The sequence below is a fragment of the Macrococcus sp. GL_134 genome, assembly GCF_057834705.1.
In genome coordinates this window covers 1,384,234-1,403,179 of sequence record NZ_CM174409.1, presented here as the reverse complement: position 1 = coordinate 1,403,179, position 18,946 = coordinate 1,384,234, and the positions used below count along the sequence as shown (strand labels likewise).

Below are 18,946 nucleotides of genomic sequence, written 5' to 3'. Positions count from 1 at the left end.
TTAACCTCTTTTAATGGAATAACCCTTGTTTTTATGGTAATTTAGTAGTAAATATGAACTTTAAAGTGAGGACTTTTTCTATGAAAAAAATAGCAGTTTTGACTAGCGGCGGCGATTCGCCGGGAATGAATGCCGCTGTTCGAGCAGTAGTAAGAAAAGCATTGTTTCATAATGTTGAAGTTTACGGCGTCTATCAAGGATATCTCGGACTTTTGAACAATAACATTCATCCGATGGAACGCGGATCAGTAGGTGACAAGATTCAGCGCGGTGGAACTTTTCTTCATTCTGCTAGATGTCCGGAATTTAAAGACAAAGAAGTTCGTCAAAAAGGTATCGATCATTTAAATGCACTGGGTATCGAAGGACTGGTCGTCATTGGCGGAGACGGCAGCTATAGAGGCGCACAGCGGTTAAGTGAAGAAGGAATCAATACGATTGGAATTCCGGGGACGATTGATAATGATATCAATGGAACAGATTTCACGATCGGCTTTGACACAGCGCTCAATACGATTATTGATGCCATCGATAAAATCAGAGATACAGCATCAAGTCATGAACGTACATTTATCATCGAAGTGATGGGACGTGACGCGGGGGATCTTGCATTATGGTCTGCACTTGCAGGCGGGGCGGAAACAGCCATCGTTCCTGAACACAAGAAGGACATCAAAGAAGTAGCTGAGAAAATTCAGCAGGGGATGGAACGGGGTAAGAAACACTCTATCATCGTTGTTGCTGAGGGTGTGATGTCAGGGGATGAATGTGCGGAGCAGCTTAAGAAGTACATCAATGTCGATACACGTGTGTCAGTGCTTGGACACATGCAGCGCGGCGGTTCACCATCAGGAGTCGACAGAGTACTCGCATCACGTTTAGGTGCGTATGCTGTTGAATTACTGATGGCAGGTGAGTCTGGTCTTGCAGTCGGCATCCAGAACAACCAGTTGACTAGAACTAAATTTGAGGATATTTTCTCAAACAAGCATGTTCTTGACGAAAGAATGTACAAGTTGACGAACGAACTATCTATTTAACAACGGTGTTATAAAAATATCAAAATTGACGGAGGCTCATGATCAATGAGAAAAACAAAAATCGTATGTACGATAGGACCAGCTTCAGAAGCACCAGAAATGCTCGAGCAATTAATTGAAGCAGGCATGAATGTGGCACGACTGAATTTTTCACACGGCAGCCATGAAGAACACGCCGGCAGAATCGCTAACATTAGAAAAGCGGCAGAGAAATTAAATAAAACAGTAGCCATTCTACTGGATACTAAAGGTCCTGAAATCCGTACACACAATATGGAAAACGACAAAATCGAACTGAAAAAAGGAACAACAGTAGCAGTAAACATGTCAGAAGTGACAGGTACACCTGAAGAATTTTCAGTGACATATGCAGAATTGATCAATGATGTGAATATCGGTTCGACGATTCTACTTGATGACGGTTTGATTGAACTGACAGTCAAAGATATTAAGCAGAACGAAGGGAAAATTATCTGTGATGTCATCAATGCAGGTGAACTGAAAAATAAAAAAGGTGTCAATGTACCGGGTGTTAAAGTGAATTTACCAGGTATTACAGAAAAAGATGCTGAAGATATTAAATTTGGTATCGAACAGAAAGTCGATTTCATTGCAGCATCATTTGTCAGAAGAGCATCAGATGTGCTTGAAATCAGAAGAATTCTTGAAGAACGTCAGTGCCGTTCTATTCATATTATTCCTAAAATCGAGAATGAAGAAGGAATTGAAAACATCGATCAAATTCTAGAAGTTTCAGACGGCTTGATGGTCGCGCGTGGGGATATGGGTGTTGAAATTCCTGCTGAGAAAGTACCGTTAGTACAAAAAGACTTGATCAGAAAATGTAATGCACTTGGAAAACCTGTCATCACTGCAACACAAATGCTTGATTCTATGCAGCGCAATCCACGTTGTACAAGAGCTGAAGCAAGTGACGTGGCGAACGCTATTTATGACGGTTCTGATGCCGTAATGTTATCAGGCGAAACAGCAGCAGGAATGTATCCCCTTGAATCTGTGCAGACCATGCATAATATTGCCTTTGCTGCAGAAGAAGCCCAGGACTATAAGAAGTTGTTGAGTGACCGTACGAATATGACAGAAACAACAATGGTCAATGCTATCGGTGTCTCTGTGGCCCATACAGCATTGAACTTGAATGTACAGACGATTGTAGCAGCGACTGAAAGTGGTCATACAGCTCAAATCATTTCTAAATACCGTCCACATGCACATATCATTGCCGTGACACCGTACGAAGAAACGGCTAGACATATGGCACTTGTCTGGGGCGTAATGCCGTTAGTCAAAAGCGGCAGAAAAACAACTGATCAAATATTGAGCGGTGCAGCAGAAGCAGCCATTGAAACAGGAACAGTTGAAAATGGTGATCTGATCATCATTACGGCTGGTGTTCCGACAGGTGAAGCCGGTACGACGAATTTGATGCAGATTCAGCTGGTCGGTGATGAACTGGCTACTGGTCAAGGCATCGGTCGTAATTCAACGGTCGGTCGTGCAGTAGTCGTCAAAGAAGCAGGGGATCTTGCAGGAAAAGATCTCTCTGATGCAATCATTGTGACACAGTCAACAGATGCTGATATGGTTCCTTATATCGAACAGGCACGTGCGATTGTGACAGAAGAAGGCGGCTTGACAAGTCACGCAGCAGTAGTCGGACTGACATTGGGTAAACCTACTATTGTCGGAGTTGATAACATCTACGACAAAGTGGAAGATAATACAGTGATCACAGTCGATGCAGCACATAACAAAGTATATGCAGGACATGCAAAAGTAAAATAGCTGGAAAAACACCCTAATGACATTGTCATTAGGGTGTTTTTACGATTAACGTCTCATCTGAAATTTGTACAGTATGAACATGACAATAAACCATAACGGTGTCCAGTACAAGGCAACTCTTGTATCTGGTGCCAGGAATAACAGAACGAATAAAAAGATGAAAAACAGCAGGATGATGACTGCTGAAACCATTCCGCCCGGCAGTTTAAATTGAGAGGCTGCATGGTGTTCTGGATTGCGCTTTAAGTAGACCATATATGAAATGATGATCAACGACCAGACGACTAAGAAAAATACGGTTGACACAGTTGTCACTAAAGTGAACACTCGTGCGGCATTAGGAATCATATAGTTCAGCAGCACTGAGATTAGCAGCAGTGAACTCGAAAAGATAACGGCATTTGCCGGGACACCTTGCTTATTGGTTTGTTGAAAGAATCCTGCACCTTTGGAATAGTTCTTGCTCAGACCGAATAACATCCGGCTGTTAGAGAAAATTCCGCTGTTACATGAGGACGATGCAGAAGTAATGACAACGAAATTAATTAGGCTGGCAGCAAAGACGATCCCAATCAGTTTGAATAATTCAACGAACGGGCTGAGTTCAGGGTCAATGCTGTCCCAAGGTGTAATACTCATAATGACAGCAAGTGCACCGACGTAAAACAATAAGATACGAATCGGCACATTGTTGATGGCGCGCGGGATGGTTTTGTCCGGATCTTTTGTTTCTCCGGCAGTGACACCGATCAGTTCTATTCCGACGAAACTGAAGACCGCCATCTGAAAACTGAGGAGGAAGCCATTGATTCCGTTTGGAAAGAATCCGCCGTGAGACCAGATGTTTGAAAATGAAGCATGTCCAAAAGGTGTCTTATAGTTAATCATGACTAAGAAAATACCGACGACTATCAATCCAACAATAGTCACAATTTTGATGATGGCGAACCAGAATTCGAGTTCACCAAACAGGCGTGCTGTCAGTAAGTTCATTACCGTCAGCAGGACGATAGTGACAAATGCTGATATCCACGTCGGAAAATCCGGCCACCAGAAGTTGATATACTGCGCAACCGCGGTCACTTCAGCCATCCCTGTGACAATCCAGCAGAACCAGTATGTCCAGCCGGTCAAGTAACCCGCAAAATCACCCAAATATTCTTTGGCAATGTCTGTGAAAGAATGATAGTCCGTGTTCGATAGCAGCATCTCTCCTAACCCGCGCATGAACAGAAATAAAAAGAATCCAATGATGGCATATGTCAGTAGTATAGATGGGCCTGCAAGGTGGATGGTTTTACCTGCTCCAAGGAACAATCCTGTACCTATAGCCCCTCCGATAGCTATGAGCTGAATATGTCGATTTGACAGTGTTCTTTGTAAATCGTTGTTGTCTTGAGGTGTTGTTTGATTGTGATTCATTGTAACCCTCTTTCCTGTATTGAGCTAAACTTATTATGATATTAATTTAATGATATTTCAACAGCAGATGATGAGGAGCAGACGAAAACAATAGTTCAAAAGTAGATCACTGATTCAATTCACTGATTAAAATAATGATAAGAATAAGTTATTATAAATCATAAATTATATTAAAGGATTGAATGCATTCACAAAAAGCAGAAAATTAGCTATAATAAAACTGTGAAAGCCGTTACAGTTTGGCATTTCTATATTAAAACAAAGTAAAGAGGGGTTAGAATATGTCAGAATTGACAAAAGGGTTAGAGGGAATCGTTGCTTCTCAAACGAAAGTGAGTTCAATCGTTGATGATCAGCTTACATATGCAGGTTACGAAATTGATGATTTGACTGAAAATGCTTCTTTTGAAGAAGTTATCTTTTTATTATGGCATTTCAGATTGCCTAATGAACAAGAACTCCAGGAGTTAAAAGATCAGCTCTTTGAAAATATGGTGCTTAATCCAAGAATGTACAGTCACTTTGAAGACTATGCGACAGACCAGATTCATCCGATGACAGGTCTGCGTACATCACTGAGCTATTTAGCACACTTCGATCCACGTGCTGAAGAATTCAATGACGAAGCCCACTTGAACAAAGCGGTGCGTATTCAAGCCAAAGTCGCTTCATTAGTTGCAGCGTTTGCACGTGTACGCCAAGGCAAAGAAGTCGTTAAACCGAAGAAAGATTTAAGTTACGCAGCAAATTTCCTCTACATGTTATTCGGTGAAGAGCCGACACCTGTTCAGGAAGAAGGGTTTAACAAAGCATTGATTCTTCATGCTGACCATGAATTGAACGCATCAACATTCACTGCACGTGTGACCGTTTCTACATTATCTGATATGTATTCAGGTGTCACTGCAGCAGCAGGCGCATTGAAAGGGCCGTTACACGGTGGCGCTAATGAACAAGTGATGAAGATGCTGTCTGAAATCGGCAGCGTTGATAACGTTGAAGCTTACATTCAGAAAAAAATCGACAACAAAGAGAAGATCATGGGCTTCGGACACCGCGTATACAAAAACGGCGATCCACGTGCCAAATACTTAAAAGAAATGTCTCGTAAGATCACTGATGAAACAGGTCAGAAAGAACTCTACGACATTTCTGTTAAGATTGCTGATATTCTGAAAGAACAAAAAGGTTTACTGCCAAACGTGGATTTCTATTCAGCAACGGTTTATCATTCAATGAATATTGAACATGACTTATTCACACCAATATTTGCAGTGTCGCGTACTTCAGGATGGATTGCACATATTCTTGAGCAGTATGCAGACAACCGCATCATGCGTCCGCGTGCAGAGTATGTCGGTGAGGTCCATCGCAAATACGTCCCTATCTCTGAGCGCTAAGACGTTCATTGCTGTGGATTTAATGACAAGTTAAAATTTATAATGACGGAGGTTTATCATGGGAGAGAAAATTACTAATTCTAACGGAACACTTAACGTACCAAACAATCCAGTTGTACCTTATATTATCGGTGACGGTACTGGTCCTGATATCTGGAATGCAGCGGTACGTGTGCTTGACAGTGCAGTTGAAAAAGCTTATAGCGGTGAAAAGAAAATCGAATGGAAAGAAGTTCTTGCCGGCCAGAAAGCATTTGACGAAACAGGAGACTGGCTGCCACAGGAAACACTTGATACAATCGATGAGTATTTAATCGCTATTAAAGGGCCTTTAACAACACCAATCGGTGGTGGTATCCGCTCATTGAACGTTGCACTGCGTCAAGAATTAGATTTATTTGTCTGCCTGCGTCCTGTACGTTACTTTGAAGGTGTCCCTTCACCAGTGAAACGTCCTGAAGATACAGACATGGTGATTTTCCGTGAGAACACTGAAGATATCTACGCAGGTATTGAATACAAAGGAGGCACTGATGACGTGAAAAAAGTCATTGATTTCCTTCAAAATGAAATGGGTGCAAAAAATATCCGTTTCCCAGAAACATCAGGTATCGGTATTAAGCCGGTATCTAAAGAAGGTACTGAGCGTCTTGTCCGTGCGGCGATCAATTATTCACTTGAGCAGGGCCGTAAATCATTGACACTCGTCCATAAAGGAAACATCATGAAATTCACGGAAGGTGCTTTCAAACAGTGGGGTTATGATTTAGCAGAACGTGAATTCGGAGACAAAGTATTCACTTGGGCACAGTACGACAAACTGGTTGAATCTGATGGTAAGGAAGCGGCAGACAAAGCACAGGAAGAAGCAGTCAACAGCGGCAAATTACTAGTGAAAGATTCTATCGCTGACATCTTCCTGCAACAGATTTTGACTCGTCCAGCTGAATTCGATGTTGTAGCGACAATGAACTTAAACGGTGATTACATTTCAGATGCACTGGCTGCTCAAGTCGGCGGAATTGGTATCGCTCCTGGTGCAAACATTAACTACGAAACAGGACATGCTATCTTTGAAGCGACTCATGGTACAGCACCTAAATATGCTGGTCTTGACAAGGTAAATCCTTCTTCAGTGATTTTAAGCGGTGTACTATTGCTTGATCATTTAGGGTGGAGTGAAGCAGGTCAGTTAATCACAGCATCTATGGAAAAAACAATTGCTTCTAAAGTCGTCACTTATGACTTTGCACGTCTGATGGATGGTGCGACAGAAGTAAAATGCTCTGAGTTTGCAGATGAATTAATCAAAAACCTATAAGATGAGCTTAAAAATCGCGGATGAACAGATGATCCGCGATTTTTTAATGTAAAATTAGTGTAAAGAATTGTTACTATCATTTGAAGTTTGTTGATAAATGATGGTCATTTTATTTCAACATCATATATAATGAGAAGGACAGATACTTTGGAGGGATATAATGAGTCAGAAAGTTCTAGTAGTTGATGATGAGCAATCTATCGTTACTTTATTACAATACAATTTACAGCAGGCAGGTTATGACGTTGTGACTGCTTATGATGGTGAAGAAGGGTTGAATAAAGTATTCACGGAACGTCCTGACATCGTTGTGCTTGACTTGATGCTGCCAAAGATGGACGGGGTCGAAGTCTGTAAAGCTATTAGAAGTGAAAAGAATAATGTTCCTATTCTCATGCTTACAGCAAAAGATGATGAATTTGATAAAGTGCTCGGCCTTGAGCTGGGAGCAGATGATTATATGACAAAGCCGTTCTCTCCACGTGAAGTCGTTGCGAGAATCAAAGCTATTTTAAGACGCCTGCAAGTCAGTGAACAAAACAGTGATATTAAACAGAGCAGTGAAATTCATATCGGTAAATTAAAAATCCTGCCGGAGCACTTCGAAGCTTATCGGAATGATGAGCTGCTAGAACTGACACCGAAGGAATTTGAGCTGCTGATTTATTTGATTGAACGTCAAGGACGCGTCATCACACGGGAACATATGCTGAATTCAGTATGGAATTATGAATTTGCAGGAGACTCGCGAATTGTCGATGTCCATATCAGTCACTTGAGAGAGAAGATTGAAGACAATCCGAAGCAGCCGCAATATATTAAGACAGTCCGCGGCCTCGGTTACAAGCTTGAGAGTCCTAAGTCACTATGATCAGTTTTCAGAAACGATTGCTTTTATTACTTACAACATTATTTGTTGTAAGTTTTCTTTTACTTGGTTTCTTTCTCTCAGTGACCATCAGTGATCAAATATATAATAGTAAAGAAGAAGATATGGAGCGGCAGGCTGCTCATATTGAGCATATGGTACGGAAAGAAGGGATTTTGACACACTATTTAAGCAGTGAAGATACAGCAGTGGACGAAATCATGATCAAGCAGAACGAAAAAGTCATCTATAAGACAGATGGTTTGAATACCGCGGATCTTGAAAAAAGTTTGAGTAATTGGACGGAAAGCTCACAGCAGAGTGAGTTCTTCCGGAGTTACAATGATTCAAACCGGACACTCCTCATCCGTCATTATAATGATTTAACAATATATCTTGTTGATGATATGTCAGAAGTCAGCCATATCATCAAGCAGATGTGGCAGTATTTACTGATTATATTTTTAATCGTTCTGCCGATCGTCTATATTATCGTCCGCTACATCAATAAAAGCTACATTGCACCTATCAGTGAAGTCACCTATGCATCGAAACTGCTGGCTGAAGGAAATTACAAAGTGAGGGTGCCGGAGAGTAGTGTGACAGAGACGAAAGATCTGTATATCAGTACGAACATTCTGGCGCGGACGCTTCAGTCATTGAATAATGAGCAGAAACTTCAGCGCAACAGACTGGAGACGACGCTTCAAAACATTCCGTCAGCCATACTGCTCGTCAATAATCATGGGGATGTCGTGGTCAGCAATGACACGTATAACCGTCTGTTCAACAATGACGGCCCTTCCTTGAAAGGAAATTACGAAGAGGCTATCAATTATCCGGCTATCAACCGAATGATCAAGGAAGCCATCGCCACAGAAAAGACGATCAATGAAGCCGTTGAAATCAAAATTAACGTCCATCAAAAATATTTTGATGCGGCTGTCGTTCCCGTGCTATCCAAAACCCGCAAAAAATTAGAAGGGATTGTCATCGTGCTGCATGATATTACGCAGTTGAAAACATTGGAACAGATGCGCAAAGATTTCGTGGCCAATGTCTCTCATGAACTGAAAACACCGATTACATCCATTAAAGGATTCTCTGAGACATTGCTTGACGGTGCGAAGAACGACCCGGATTCATTGGATATGTTCTTGAATATCATATTGAAGGAGGCGAATCGCATTCAAGTGCTTGTCAGTGAACTGCTCGAACTGTCAAAAATTGAACGGACGAGTCATCTTCAGTTATCTCCTGTCAACATGGCTGATAAGGTGGCAAACTGTATTGAAGTGGTTCAGCAGCTGGCATTAAAAAAACACATTGATATTAAGCTGAATATGGAACCGGATGTCTACATACTGGCTGAGCCGAGCAAATTGAAGCAGGTCATCATCAATCTGCTGTCAAATGCCATCAATTACTCTTTTGAAAACAATAGCATTGAGGTCACCGTGCGACAAAGTGAAGGCGCATCCATCCTTGAAATTAAGGATTACGGTATTGGAATTTCTGAAGAGGAGCAGGTCCGCATATTTGAACGCTTCTACCGGGTTGATAAAGCGCGCAGCAGAGATAGCGGTGGTACGGGTCTTGGGCTCGCAATCGTCAAACACATCGTGGAAGTATTTAACGGTGAGATTGAAGTGGAGAGTCAGCCGGGTGAAGGATCGACATTCCGAGTCAAATTCAAATCACTATAACTTTATCAAATCTTTACAATGGCTTAACATATGACGGCGATACAGCTGTTATAATGTACTCAGACCCCTTCATTTTGAAGAGACAACAGAGGCGCATTTATGCGTCTCTTTGTTTTTGGTCTATTTTTTTAGCTTCTATTTAAGATGTGTTAAAATATAGATATCTAAAGGAGGCACTTATGAGCGAAAAACTAATATTAATTGACGGTAACAGTTTGGCATTTCGAGCGTTTTACGCCCTGCCGCTGCTGAAGAATACTGCTGGTATTCATACGAATGCGGTGTATGGTTTCACTTTGTTACTTGAAAAAATCATCAAAGACGAACAGCCGACGCACTTCTTAGTGGCATTTGATGCCGGTAAGACAACGTTCCGCCACGAGACATACAAAGATTATAAAGGCGGAAGACAGAAGACGCCTCAAGAACTCAGCGAGCAGTTTCCGTATATTCGAAAACTTGTTGAAGCCTACCATATCAAACACTATGAGCTGCCGAACTACGAAGCTGATGATATTATCGGCACGCTGTCAAAAGAAGCGACTGCTGCGGGAATGGAGACGATCATCATTACTGGAGACCGCGATTTGACTCAGCTCGTCAATGATCATGTCTCTGTTTATTATACAAAAAAAGGTGTCACTGATATCGATCATTATACTCCTGAATTTGTTCACGAGAAATATGGATTTGGACCTGACAAGATTACCGACTTGAAAGGTCTGATGGGAGATACATCGGATAATATTCCGGGTGTACCGGGAGTCGGAGAAAAAACGGCGGTCAAACTGCTGCTTGAGTATGGCACAGTTGAAGCGGTCATCGCTCATCTTGATGATATCAAGGCGAAGAAGCTGAATGAGAATTTGACGAACCATCAAGCCGATGCATTGATGAGTAAGCAGCTTGCAACTATTAATCAAGAGGCGCCGATTGAAGTGACGCTGAGCGATACGAAACTGACCGATCATTCAAACGATAAAAAGATCGAACTGTTTAAATCGCTGGAATTCAAACAGATGCTGGATAACCTTGATGCACCGCCTCAAACAGAAGACGTGGTGGACATTGAACTGTCTTCCATTGATGACATTAACTTTGACGGTCGGACCAGTATCTTTATTGACTGTTTCAAAGACAACTATTTGACGAATGACATCCTTCCGCTTGCCTTCAGTGATGGACAGAAGACAGCGGTTGTTGCTGCTAACGACGTGTCGGAGCACCCGCAGCTGACAGCTTATTTAGCCGATCCATCCAAAGCAAAAGTGGTCTATGATGCTAAGAAGACGACAGTACTGTTAAACCGACTGGGCGCTGCGATTAGAGGCATTGAATTTGATATCACACTTGCAAGTTACTTGCTCGATCCATCGAATACTATTATCGATGTCGCTGAAATCGCTCGGCTTGAAGGGAAAAATATCCCGTCAAATGATCAGATATTCGGTAAAGGAGCGAAGATGGCTGTGCCGTCAGATGACATCCTGAATGACTTCTTTGCGAAGCAGGCCGCGGCTGTCCTGGAACTTGCGGTGCTGTTAAAAGATAAGCTTGAACAAAATGAACAGCTGGCTCTGCATGATGAACTTGAACTGCCGCTCGCACTTGTGCTGGCTAAGATGGAGATGCAGGGCATTACCGTCAATAAAGATGAGCTGGTCATGATGCAGGATGAACTGAAAGGGCGCCTGGATATATTGGTCGCATCGATTCATGAACATGCGGGTCAAGCCTTCAATATTAATTCACCGAAACAGCTGGGTGTTGTGCTATTTGAAGACCTGCAGCTGCCGGTCATCAAAAAGACTAAAACAGGATATTCTACAGCTGTTGATGTACTGGAAGCCTTGCAAGGTAAACATCCGATAATCAATGATATCCTGATTTACCGTCAATTGTCTAAACTTCAATCAACTTATGTAGAAGGACTGCAGAAGATGATTGCTGATGACGGAAAAATTCATACGCGTTTCAACCAAGTTCTTGCTCAGACCGGCAGATTGTCTTCTGTTGAACCGAATCTGCAGAATATTCCGATTCGACTTGAGGAAGGACGCAAAATCAGAAAAGCATTCACTGCCTCGCAGCCGGGATGGGTTATTTTTGCAGCGGATTATTCACAGATTGAACTGCGGGTTCTTGCGCACATCACAGGAGATAAGAGCATGTCTGAAGCCTTTATCCATAATATAGACATTCATACGAAGACAGCAATGGAAGTCTTCAATGTAGACAAAGATGAAGTAACAGCGAACATGCGTCGTCAGGCTAAAGCCGTAAATTTCGGTATTGTCTATGGCATCAGTGATTATGGACTGAGTCAGTCGCTCGGTATTACAAGAAAAGCAGCGCAGAAATTCATCGATGATTATTTAGCAAGTTTTCCTGACGTTAAGCAATATATGGATGATATTATTCAACAGGCGAAGCAGGACGGCTATGTCTCTACATTGATGAAGCGCCGCCGCTACATTCCTGACATCACGTCACGCAACTTCAATTTGAGAGGGTTCGCTGAACGAACGGCAATGAATACACCGATTCAAGGGAGTGCCGCTGATATTATCAAGCTTGCGATGGTGAACTATGACAAAGCAGTTGCAGACACCGCATTCAGTGCTAAGCTGTTATTGCAGGTGCATGATGAATTGATCTTTGAAGTGCCTGAAGAAGAAGTAGAGGCGTTCAGCCTATTCGTCAAAGATATAATGGAACAAGCATTACCGCTCGACGTACCGCTGTTAGTCGAGTCTGACTACGGCCAGTCTTGGTATGATGCGAAGTAGGAGGAAATCATGCCGGAATTACCAGAAGTAGAACACGTCAAACGAGGGCTCAGTCCTAAGATTATTGGAGAAATCATTACAGGCGTCCATTTCTCAGAAAAAGTCACTGCCGGCAAATCTTCAGGGAAGCAGACGATTATTAAAGGCACGGACTTAGAGACATTTGAACGGAATATTATAGGGAGTACGATCAAAGCACTTGACCGCCGCAGTAAATATTTAATATTTACACTTGAAAATGAATGGCATGAACATTATATCATCAGTCATCTTGGAATGTCGGGTGCGTATTTTGTAGTGGACCAGCTTGAAGATATCGGGATACCGAACTACATCAATCACTGGCATGTAGCAATTCATCTGCAGTCAGGCAGGCAGCTGATCTACAGTGATATTAGACGGTTCGGTGAACTGAGATATATAGAGCGGCTTGAAGAGGCGACGCAAATTATGGCGATAGCTCCGGAACCATTTGACGATGAAGCGCTGGACTATTATTTGACTCAGCTGACAGCGTCAAAATGGCAGGGCAGGACTATCAAAGAAGCGATCATGAATCATTCAGTGGTGAGCGGCTGCGGCAATATATATGCCTGCGAAGCACTGCATCTCGCCCGCATCAATCCGAACAAAACAGTCAAGCGGACCGGTCGGGCGAAACGAATCGAATTGTTTCAGGCGATCGTACATGTTCTGAATGAAGGAATTAAATACGGTGGCTCGTCTATATCCAGCTACCGGAATGTAGAGGGCAAGGAAGGCTTCATGCAGACGCGCTTCAATATATACGGCCGGAAAATATGCGCCACGTGCGGGGGACCAGTGTCTCAAAAGGTCATTGCAACACGCAATACATATTACTGCACACATTGTCAGAAGTAGGTGGAATGAATGAAAACTATTGGACTAACAGGTGGTATCGCAAGTGGTAAGTCAACGGTAGCTGAACTATTGAAAGGCTATGGGTTTGTTGTAGTGGATGCTGACGTTGCGAGCAGACAGGCTGTGGCGAAAGGGTCAGATGGCCTGCGTGAAGTTCAGGCGGTATTCGGAGAAGAAGCGGTGCTGAAGGGTGAAATGAATCGTCAATATGTCGGACAACTTGTATTTAGTGACGCAGCTAAACGACGTCAATTAAATGAAATCATTCATCCACGCGTCAGAGAAATGATGGAGCAGGAGAAGCTGAAAGCGCTGCAAGCAGGCTATCACGTCATCATGGATATTCCGCTGTTGTTTGAAAATGGACTCGAATCAACAGTGGATGAAGTTTGGGTGGTTTACGTCCCTGAATCAGTGCAGCTTGAGCGCTTGAAGAAGCGCAACCAGCTGTCTACTGACGATGCAGCTGCACGCATCAGTTCACAGTTGTCGATTGAAGATAAAAAGGCACGTGCTGACGTGATCATCGATAACAGTGGCACTCTTAAAGAGCTTCAACAGCAGGTAGAATGGCAAGTCGTACAGTTTTTTGAACGAAACGAAAAAAAATAACGGAAACCGCTTCCATAGACCCCTTATTGTGTTATACTATTGAAAACAAAAAGTATAACACAATAAGGGGAAGATGATATGACGACGAGAGTGGCAATTAATGGTTTAGGTAGAATCGGTAGAATGGTATTCCGTGCTGCGGCATTGAATAACGAACTGGAGATTGTAGCTATTAACGCAAGCTATCCATCTGAGACACTTGCCCATCTGATCAAATATGATACGACTCACGGAAAATTTGAACTCGATGTTGAACCGCTTGACAATGGATTAAAAGTCAATGGTAAGGAAATTAAGCTTGTAGCTGAGCGTAATCCCGAATTGCTGCCATGGCAGGAATTAAACATCGATATCGTTATTGAAGCGACTGGAAAATTCAATGATGCTGAGAAAGCTGCAGCCCATTTAACAGCAGGAGCTAAAAAAGTATTGTTAACAGCACCGGGTAAAGGAAATGTGCAGACGATTGTCCGTGGTGTCAACTGCAACCAGCTGGATGTGGAAACCTATGATGTCATTTCTAATGCATCATGCACAACCAACTGTCTGGCACCTGTTGTGAAAGTGTTGAACGAAACGTTCGGCGTCGACAATGGTCTGATGACTACTGTTCATGCCTATACTAACGATCAGAAGAACTTGGATAATCCTCACAAAGACCTGCGGCGTGCACGTGCGTGCGCACAAAGTATCATTCCGACGTCAACAGGTGCTGCGAAAGCACTGTCATTAGTCCTGCCGGAATTAGAAGGTAAACTGCATGGCATGGCATTACGTGTACCGACAACAAACGTCTCATTAGTCGACCTTGTCGTCGACTTGAAGCAGGATGTGACTGTTGAAGAAGTCAATGCAGCTTTTAAAGAAGCGAGTGAAGGCCCATTAAAAGGCATTCTTGATATCACTTTTGAACCATTGGTGAGTGTGGATTTCAATACCAACTCGATGTCGTCGATTGTTGATGGATTATCTACAATCGTGATGGATAACCGCAAAGTAAAAGTACTGGCATGGTATGACAATGAGTGGGGGTATTCAACGCGCGTCGTAGAACTTGCATCGATGGTAGGTCAGGCATTGAATACAACATCAGATGACTTAGTAGAAGCATAAAAATAGATTGTGTTCACGTTGATGCTGAACATTAATACGGAGGTCCTAACTACATTTGTAGATAGGACCTTTTTACATGTGTCAGATAGTTGCATCACAAGTTATAATATACTAAAAGGTGGTTATTCAGATGCAACAATTAACAGGTATACATCATGTCACTGCGATTACAAGCAGTGCTGAAAAAATATATGACTTCTTCAATGAAATTCTAGGGATGCGTCTCGTGAAAAAGACAGTCAATCAAGATGATATCAACACGTATCATTTATTCTTCGCAGATGATGAAGGAAATGCCGGAACTGATATGACATTCTTTGATTTCGCCGGTATTCAAAAAGGGATGCATGGCACAAACGAAATTGCACGCACATCTTTCCGCGTACCGTCTGACGAGGCAGTGGATTACTTTGTTGATCGTTTCAATGCATTCAACGTTAAACATGACGGCATAAAAGAACAGTTCGGTAGAAAAGTACTGCCTTTTGAAGACTTTGACGGTCAGCTCTATCAAATCATATCTGATGAACATGATAACGGTGTTGCACCGGGCAAACCTTGGAAAAATGGTCCGGTTCCAGAGGCGTTTGGTATTTATGGTCTAGGACCGGTCGTCATCAATACCAGCCAGTTCAATGCATTCAAAGCTGCGTTTGAAACAGTCTATATGTTTAAGGAAACAGCAGTAGAAGGAAACCAGCATTTATTCGAAACAGGTGAAGGTGGTAATGGTGCATCAGTGATTATCGTTGATCAACCGGAAGGACCGGCCGGATACCAGGGCTTTGGGACAATCCACCATGTGGCATTCAGAGTACCTGATGAAAACGGTCTGAATGAATGGATTGAAAGATTGCAGGGCTATGGTCTGCCCAACTCAGGTTATGTCGACCGCTTCTTCTTGGGGTACCGTCAGGAAAATGCGGATTTACAACGTTAAGCCCATTTGCAAGACGATTCCCCTGTTTTTAACAACGTTAAGAAAGTCTCAACGGTCTTAAAGAATCTAACGAGACCAATTTCTCCAAATTAAAGTGGTATTCTCCAAGTAGATTGATATGTTCCCAGCCTAAAGGTGACATATGGTGCAATAAGTCTTCGTTAAAACTACCAGTCCGTTTTTGATATTCAACTGCCTTTGTTAGATGTAGGGTATTCCAGATACTAATAGCATTGATAATTATGTTTAAAGCGCTAGCCCTTTGAAGCTGATGCTGTATGGTTCGTTCCCTAAGCTCTCCTTGTTTTCCGAAGAAAATAGCTCTTGCCAGTCCATTCATGGCTTCTCCTTTATTCAATCCTCTTTGTATTTTTCTCCTTATAGATTCATCTGAAATGTAATTCAGAATAAAGATTGTTTTTTCTATTCGTCCCATTTCACGTAAGGCTGTAGCTAAGCTATTTTGTCTTGAATATGAACCTAATTTCCCCATAATAAGGGATGCTGAGACCGTTCCTTCTCTTATTGAATGGGCTAATCGCAAAACGTCCTCATAGTTCTCTTTAATGACCTTTGTATTTATTTGTCCACGTAAAATAGCTTCTAGTTTTGGATACTCACTTGCTTTACCTATTGTAAATAATTTTGAGTCCGATAAATCTCTTATTCTTGGAGCAAATTTAAATCCTAATAAATGAGTCAATCCGAAGATTTGGTCTGTGTAACCTGCCGTATCTGTATAATGCTCTTCTATGTTTAGATCTGTCTCGTGATGCAATAAACCATCCAAAACATGAATTGCATCCCTTGAGTTAGTATGAATAATCTTTGTGTAGTAAGAAGAAAATTGATCACTCGTAAATCGATAAATAGTGGCTCCTTTACCAGTTCCATAATGGGGATTTGCATCTGCATGTAGTGATGAAACCCCTAGCTGCATTCTCATCCCATCTGACGAGGACGTTGTGCCGTCTCCCCAATAAAAAGACAATTGTAGCTTGTGATGAAAATTTACTAATACAGCTTGGGCTTTATTCATTGCGTCTTCATACATGCGCCATTGAGACACATTGGCTAGTTGCTTATATGTAAGTCCCGGTGTGGCTTCAGCCATCTTACTCAATCCAATATTCATTCCCATACCTAAAAGAGCAGCCATTATAATGATTGTTTCTTCTTTATCTGGTTTTCGATTGTTAGAAGCATGTGTAAATTGCTCATGAAATCCTGTTATATGGGCAACATCCATCAGTAGATCGGTTAATTTTATTCTTGGTAGCATCTGATACAGGCTTGCACTAAATTTCTTTGCTTCTTCTGGAACATCTTTTTCTAAGCGTGCAATCGATAGCTTTCCTTTTTCAAGAGAAACTCCATCTAACTTGTTGGAATTGGCAGCTAACCACTTTAACCGTTTATTAAGGCTGTTGGCTCTCTCCATTACATAATCATCGAATGATAAACTTACTGATAACCTTGTATTCTCTTTCGTTTGATTCCAAGTATCTTCTGAAAACAAATATTCCTCAAAATCTTTATATTGTCTGCTACCAATAATGGAAACATCTCCTGCACGAACATGCTCCCGAAGTTCTGTTAAAACAGCCATCTCATAGTAATGACGATTGATTGTTGTTCCATCATCCTCATATAAATGCTTTTTCCAACGTTTTGAAATAAAATCCACAGGTGAGTCATCAGGTACTTTTCGCTTTCCAGATTCGTTCATTCCTCGGATAATCTCTACAGCTTGTAAAAGTGGCTCATTTGCCTTTGTGGAATGAAATTCCAATACCCTTAATAGTGTTGGCGTATATTTTCTAAGTGAATAAAATCGTTTTTGCAATAAGTCTAAATAATCATAGTCAGAAGGACGTGCAAGCTCCTGAGCTTCTTCTACCGAAGAGACAAAAGAATTCCATTCAATAACGGATTCTAGTACCTCAAAAACGTCTAATTTTTCCTCTTTAGCTTTGATTAAGGCTTGTCCGATGCTCGTAAAGTGTATAACTTTCTCATTCAGTTTTTTACCGTTTTGTTTCTGAATTTCCTCTTGAGTCTTACGACCTTTTGATAGCAGACTAAGTATTTGTCTGTCATGAATATCAAAAGCTTTATCTGTTAACTCCTGAGTAAGTTGTAATAAATAGACTGTTAATATCGAATACCGTTTATTTTCTTGAAAGTCACGGAATGCATAAGGCTCATATCTTGAACCTAAGCGAGATAGCTGTAATAGACGATTGCGATGCAAATGGCTAATATTTACCGATTCTAATTTCATTCCTCGTATGTATTCGAGTCGTTCTATTACTTTTAGAAAGGTTTCGGGAGAAGGGTGTCCCGGCGGTTCCTTTAACCAACCTAATATCGTTTTATTGGATTCGGATGATTGCTGCGACGTAATGATTTCTTCAAGCTTTTCCTTTTGCTCATTTGTAAGAGATTGACTCACCGTATTAAATAGCTTTTTTTCAGCCATTGCCCTTGCCTCCCACACCATTCTTTCAAGTGTAGTGAAAGCAGATAGAATGATTTTGTTTTTTCTTAGAAAATTTAAGCATTCATGTAATAGATGAATAGCATCACCATTTTCCAAAGCTAATTGATGAAGGTGCTTAAATGTCAATCGATATTCTTTTAAAGTAAAAGTTACAAAGTCATATTCACTTCGAATTTCTTTCAAATGATCCCAAAGTGTATTTTCTCTTTGAGGATAAAGACTAAGCGAAGATGGAGTGGCACCGATTTGTTTCGATATATAAAGTAGGACTGAATCTGGGATGCTTTTGATATGAGTGTATGGCCAACCGGGATATCGAAGAACGGCTAATTGAACGGCAAACCCTAAACGGTTTTCTTCTCTCCTTCGCTTATTTATAATTTCTAAATCTCTTTTGGAAAAAGTGTAGTAGGTTCCTAGCACCCATTCATCTTCAGGGATTTGCATAAGGGTCTGTCGCTGTTCAGGTGTAAGCAATTCTCTACCTCTCGCAATTTTCATACAGTATCATCTCATTTCTGTAATTATTCAGTTAATTAGTTCA

General features: G+C 41.6%; 12 protein-coding genes and 1 pseudogene. 11 read left to right on the top strand and 2 right to left on the bottom strand.

The features are described from left to right. Positions 1–80: 80 nt before the first annotated feature. Entirely contained in the window at positions 81–1,040 is a 960-nt protein-coding gene (gene pfkA / locus AC3IPL_RS07225; RefSeq protein ID WP_489240201.1) for a 6-phosphofructokinase, read from the top strand. A gap of 45 nt (positions 1,041–1,085) precedes the next feature. After that, positions 1,086–2,846 carry a pyruvate kinase gene (gene pyk, locus AC3IPL_RS07220; protein ID WP_489240199.1) on the top strand — a complete coding sequence of 587 codons (1,761 nt, stop codon included), beginning with the start codon at positions 1,086–1,088 and terminating at the stop codon, positions 2,844–2,846. A 45-nt stretch (positions 2,847–2,891) separates the two neighbouring features. Here the strand turns inward: pyk and AC3IPL_RS07215 are convergent, their stop codons facing one another. Beyond that, the gene (locus AC3IPL_RS07215) at positions 2,892–4,268 is read right to left on the bottom strand and encodes an amino acid permease (protein ID WP_489240197.1); all 1,377 of its coding nucleotides are present in this window, start codon (positions 4,266–4,268) and stop codon (positions 2,892–2,894) included. Positions 4,269–4,549: 281 nt separating this feature from the next. On the opposite strand from AC3IPL_RS07215, the gene AC3IPL_RS07210 reads away from it, so the two are divergent. The 9 genes and pseudogenes from AC3IPL_RS07210 to AC3IPL_RS07170 all read left to right on the top strand — a co-directional run. Continuing rightward, on the top strand, positions 4,550–5,668 hold the full coding sequence (locus AC3IPL_RS07210; protein WP_489240195.1) for a citrate synthase: 1,119 nt from the start codon (positions 4,550–4,552) through the stop codon (positions 5,666–5,668). A gap of 58 nt (positions 5,669–5,726) precedes the next feature. Further along, a complete protein-coding gene (gene icd / locus AC3IPL_RS07205) occupies positions 5,727–6,989 on the top strand; it encodes an NADP-dependent isocitrate dehydrogenase (RefSeq protein WP_489240193.1) in 1,263 nt (420 codons plus the stop codon). A 160-nt stretch (positions 6,990–7,149) separates the two neighbouring features. Continuing rightward, complete coding sequence (locus AC3IPL_RS07200; protein WP_489240191.1) at positions 7,150–7,860, top strand: response regulator; 711 nt, start codon at positions 7,150–7,152, stop codon at positions 7,858–7,860. Further along, entirely contained in the window at positions 7,857–9,563 is a 1,707-nt protein-coding gene (pnpS, locus tag AC3IPL_RS07195) for a two-component system histidine kinase PnpS (RefSeq protein ID WP_489240189.1), read from the top strand. The genes AC3IPL_RS07200 and pnpS overlap by 4 nt, the downstream gene beginning before the upstream one ends. A gap of 179 nt (positions 9,564–9,742) precedes the next feature. Next, positions 9,743–12,352 carry a DNA polymerase I gene (gene polA, locus AC3IPL_RS07190; protein ID WP_489240187.1) on the top strand — a complete coding sequence of 870 codons (2,610 nt, stop codon included), beginning with the start codon at positions 9,743–9,745 and terminating at the stop codon, positions 12,350–12,352. Positions 12,353–12,361: 9 nt separating this feature from the next. Beyond that, the gene (gene mutM, locus AC3IPL_RS07185; protein WP_489240185.1) at positions 12,362–13,234 is read left to right on the top strand and encodes a bifunctional DNA-formamidopyrimidine glycosylase/DNA-(apurinic or apyrimidinic site) lyase; all 873 of its coding nucleotides are present in this window, start codon (positions 12,362–12,364) and stop codon (positions 13,232–13,234) included. 9 nt (positions 13,235–13,243) lie between these two features. Next, positions 13,244–13,846: a dephospho-CoA kinase gene (coaE, locus tag AC3IPL_RS07180; protein ID WP_489240183.1), complete on the top strand. Its 603-nt coding sequence runs from the start codon at positions 13,244–13,246 to the stop codon at positions 13,844–13,846. A gap of 78 nt (positions 13,847–13,924) precedes the next feature. Beyond that, a complete protein-coding gene (locus tag AC3IPL_RS07175; RefSeq protein ID WP_489240181.1) occupies positions 13,925–14,959 on the top strand; it encodes a glyceraldehyde-3-phosphate dehydrogenase in 1,035 nt (344 codons plus the stop codon). Between the two features lie 130 nt (positions 14,960–15,089). Then, positions 15,090–15,860: pseudogene (locus AC3IPL_RS07170) on the top strand (VOC family protein); the annotation flags it as partial. Between the two features lie 76 nt (positions 15,861–15,936). Here AC3IPL_RS07170 and AC3IPL_RS07165 read toward each other — a convergent pair. Then, positions 15,937–18,903 carry a Tn3 family transposase gene (locus tag AC3IPL_RS07165; RefSeq protein WP_489240179.1) on the bottom strand — a complete coding sequence of 989 codons (2,967 nt, stop codon included), beginning with the start codon at positions 18,901–18,903 and terminating at the stop codon, positions 15,937–15,939. Positions 18,904–18,946: the final 43 nt, after the last annotated feature.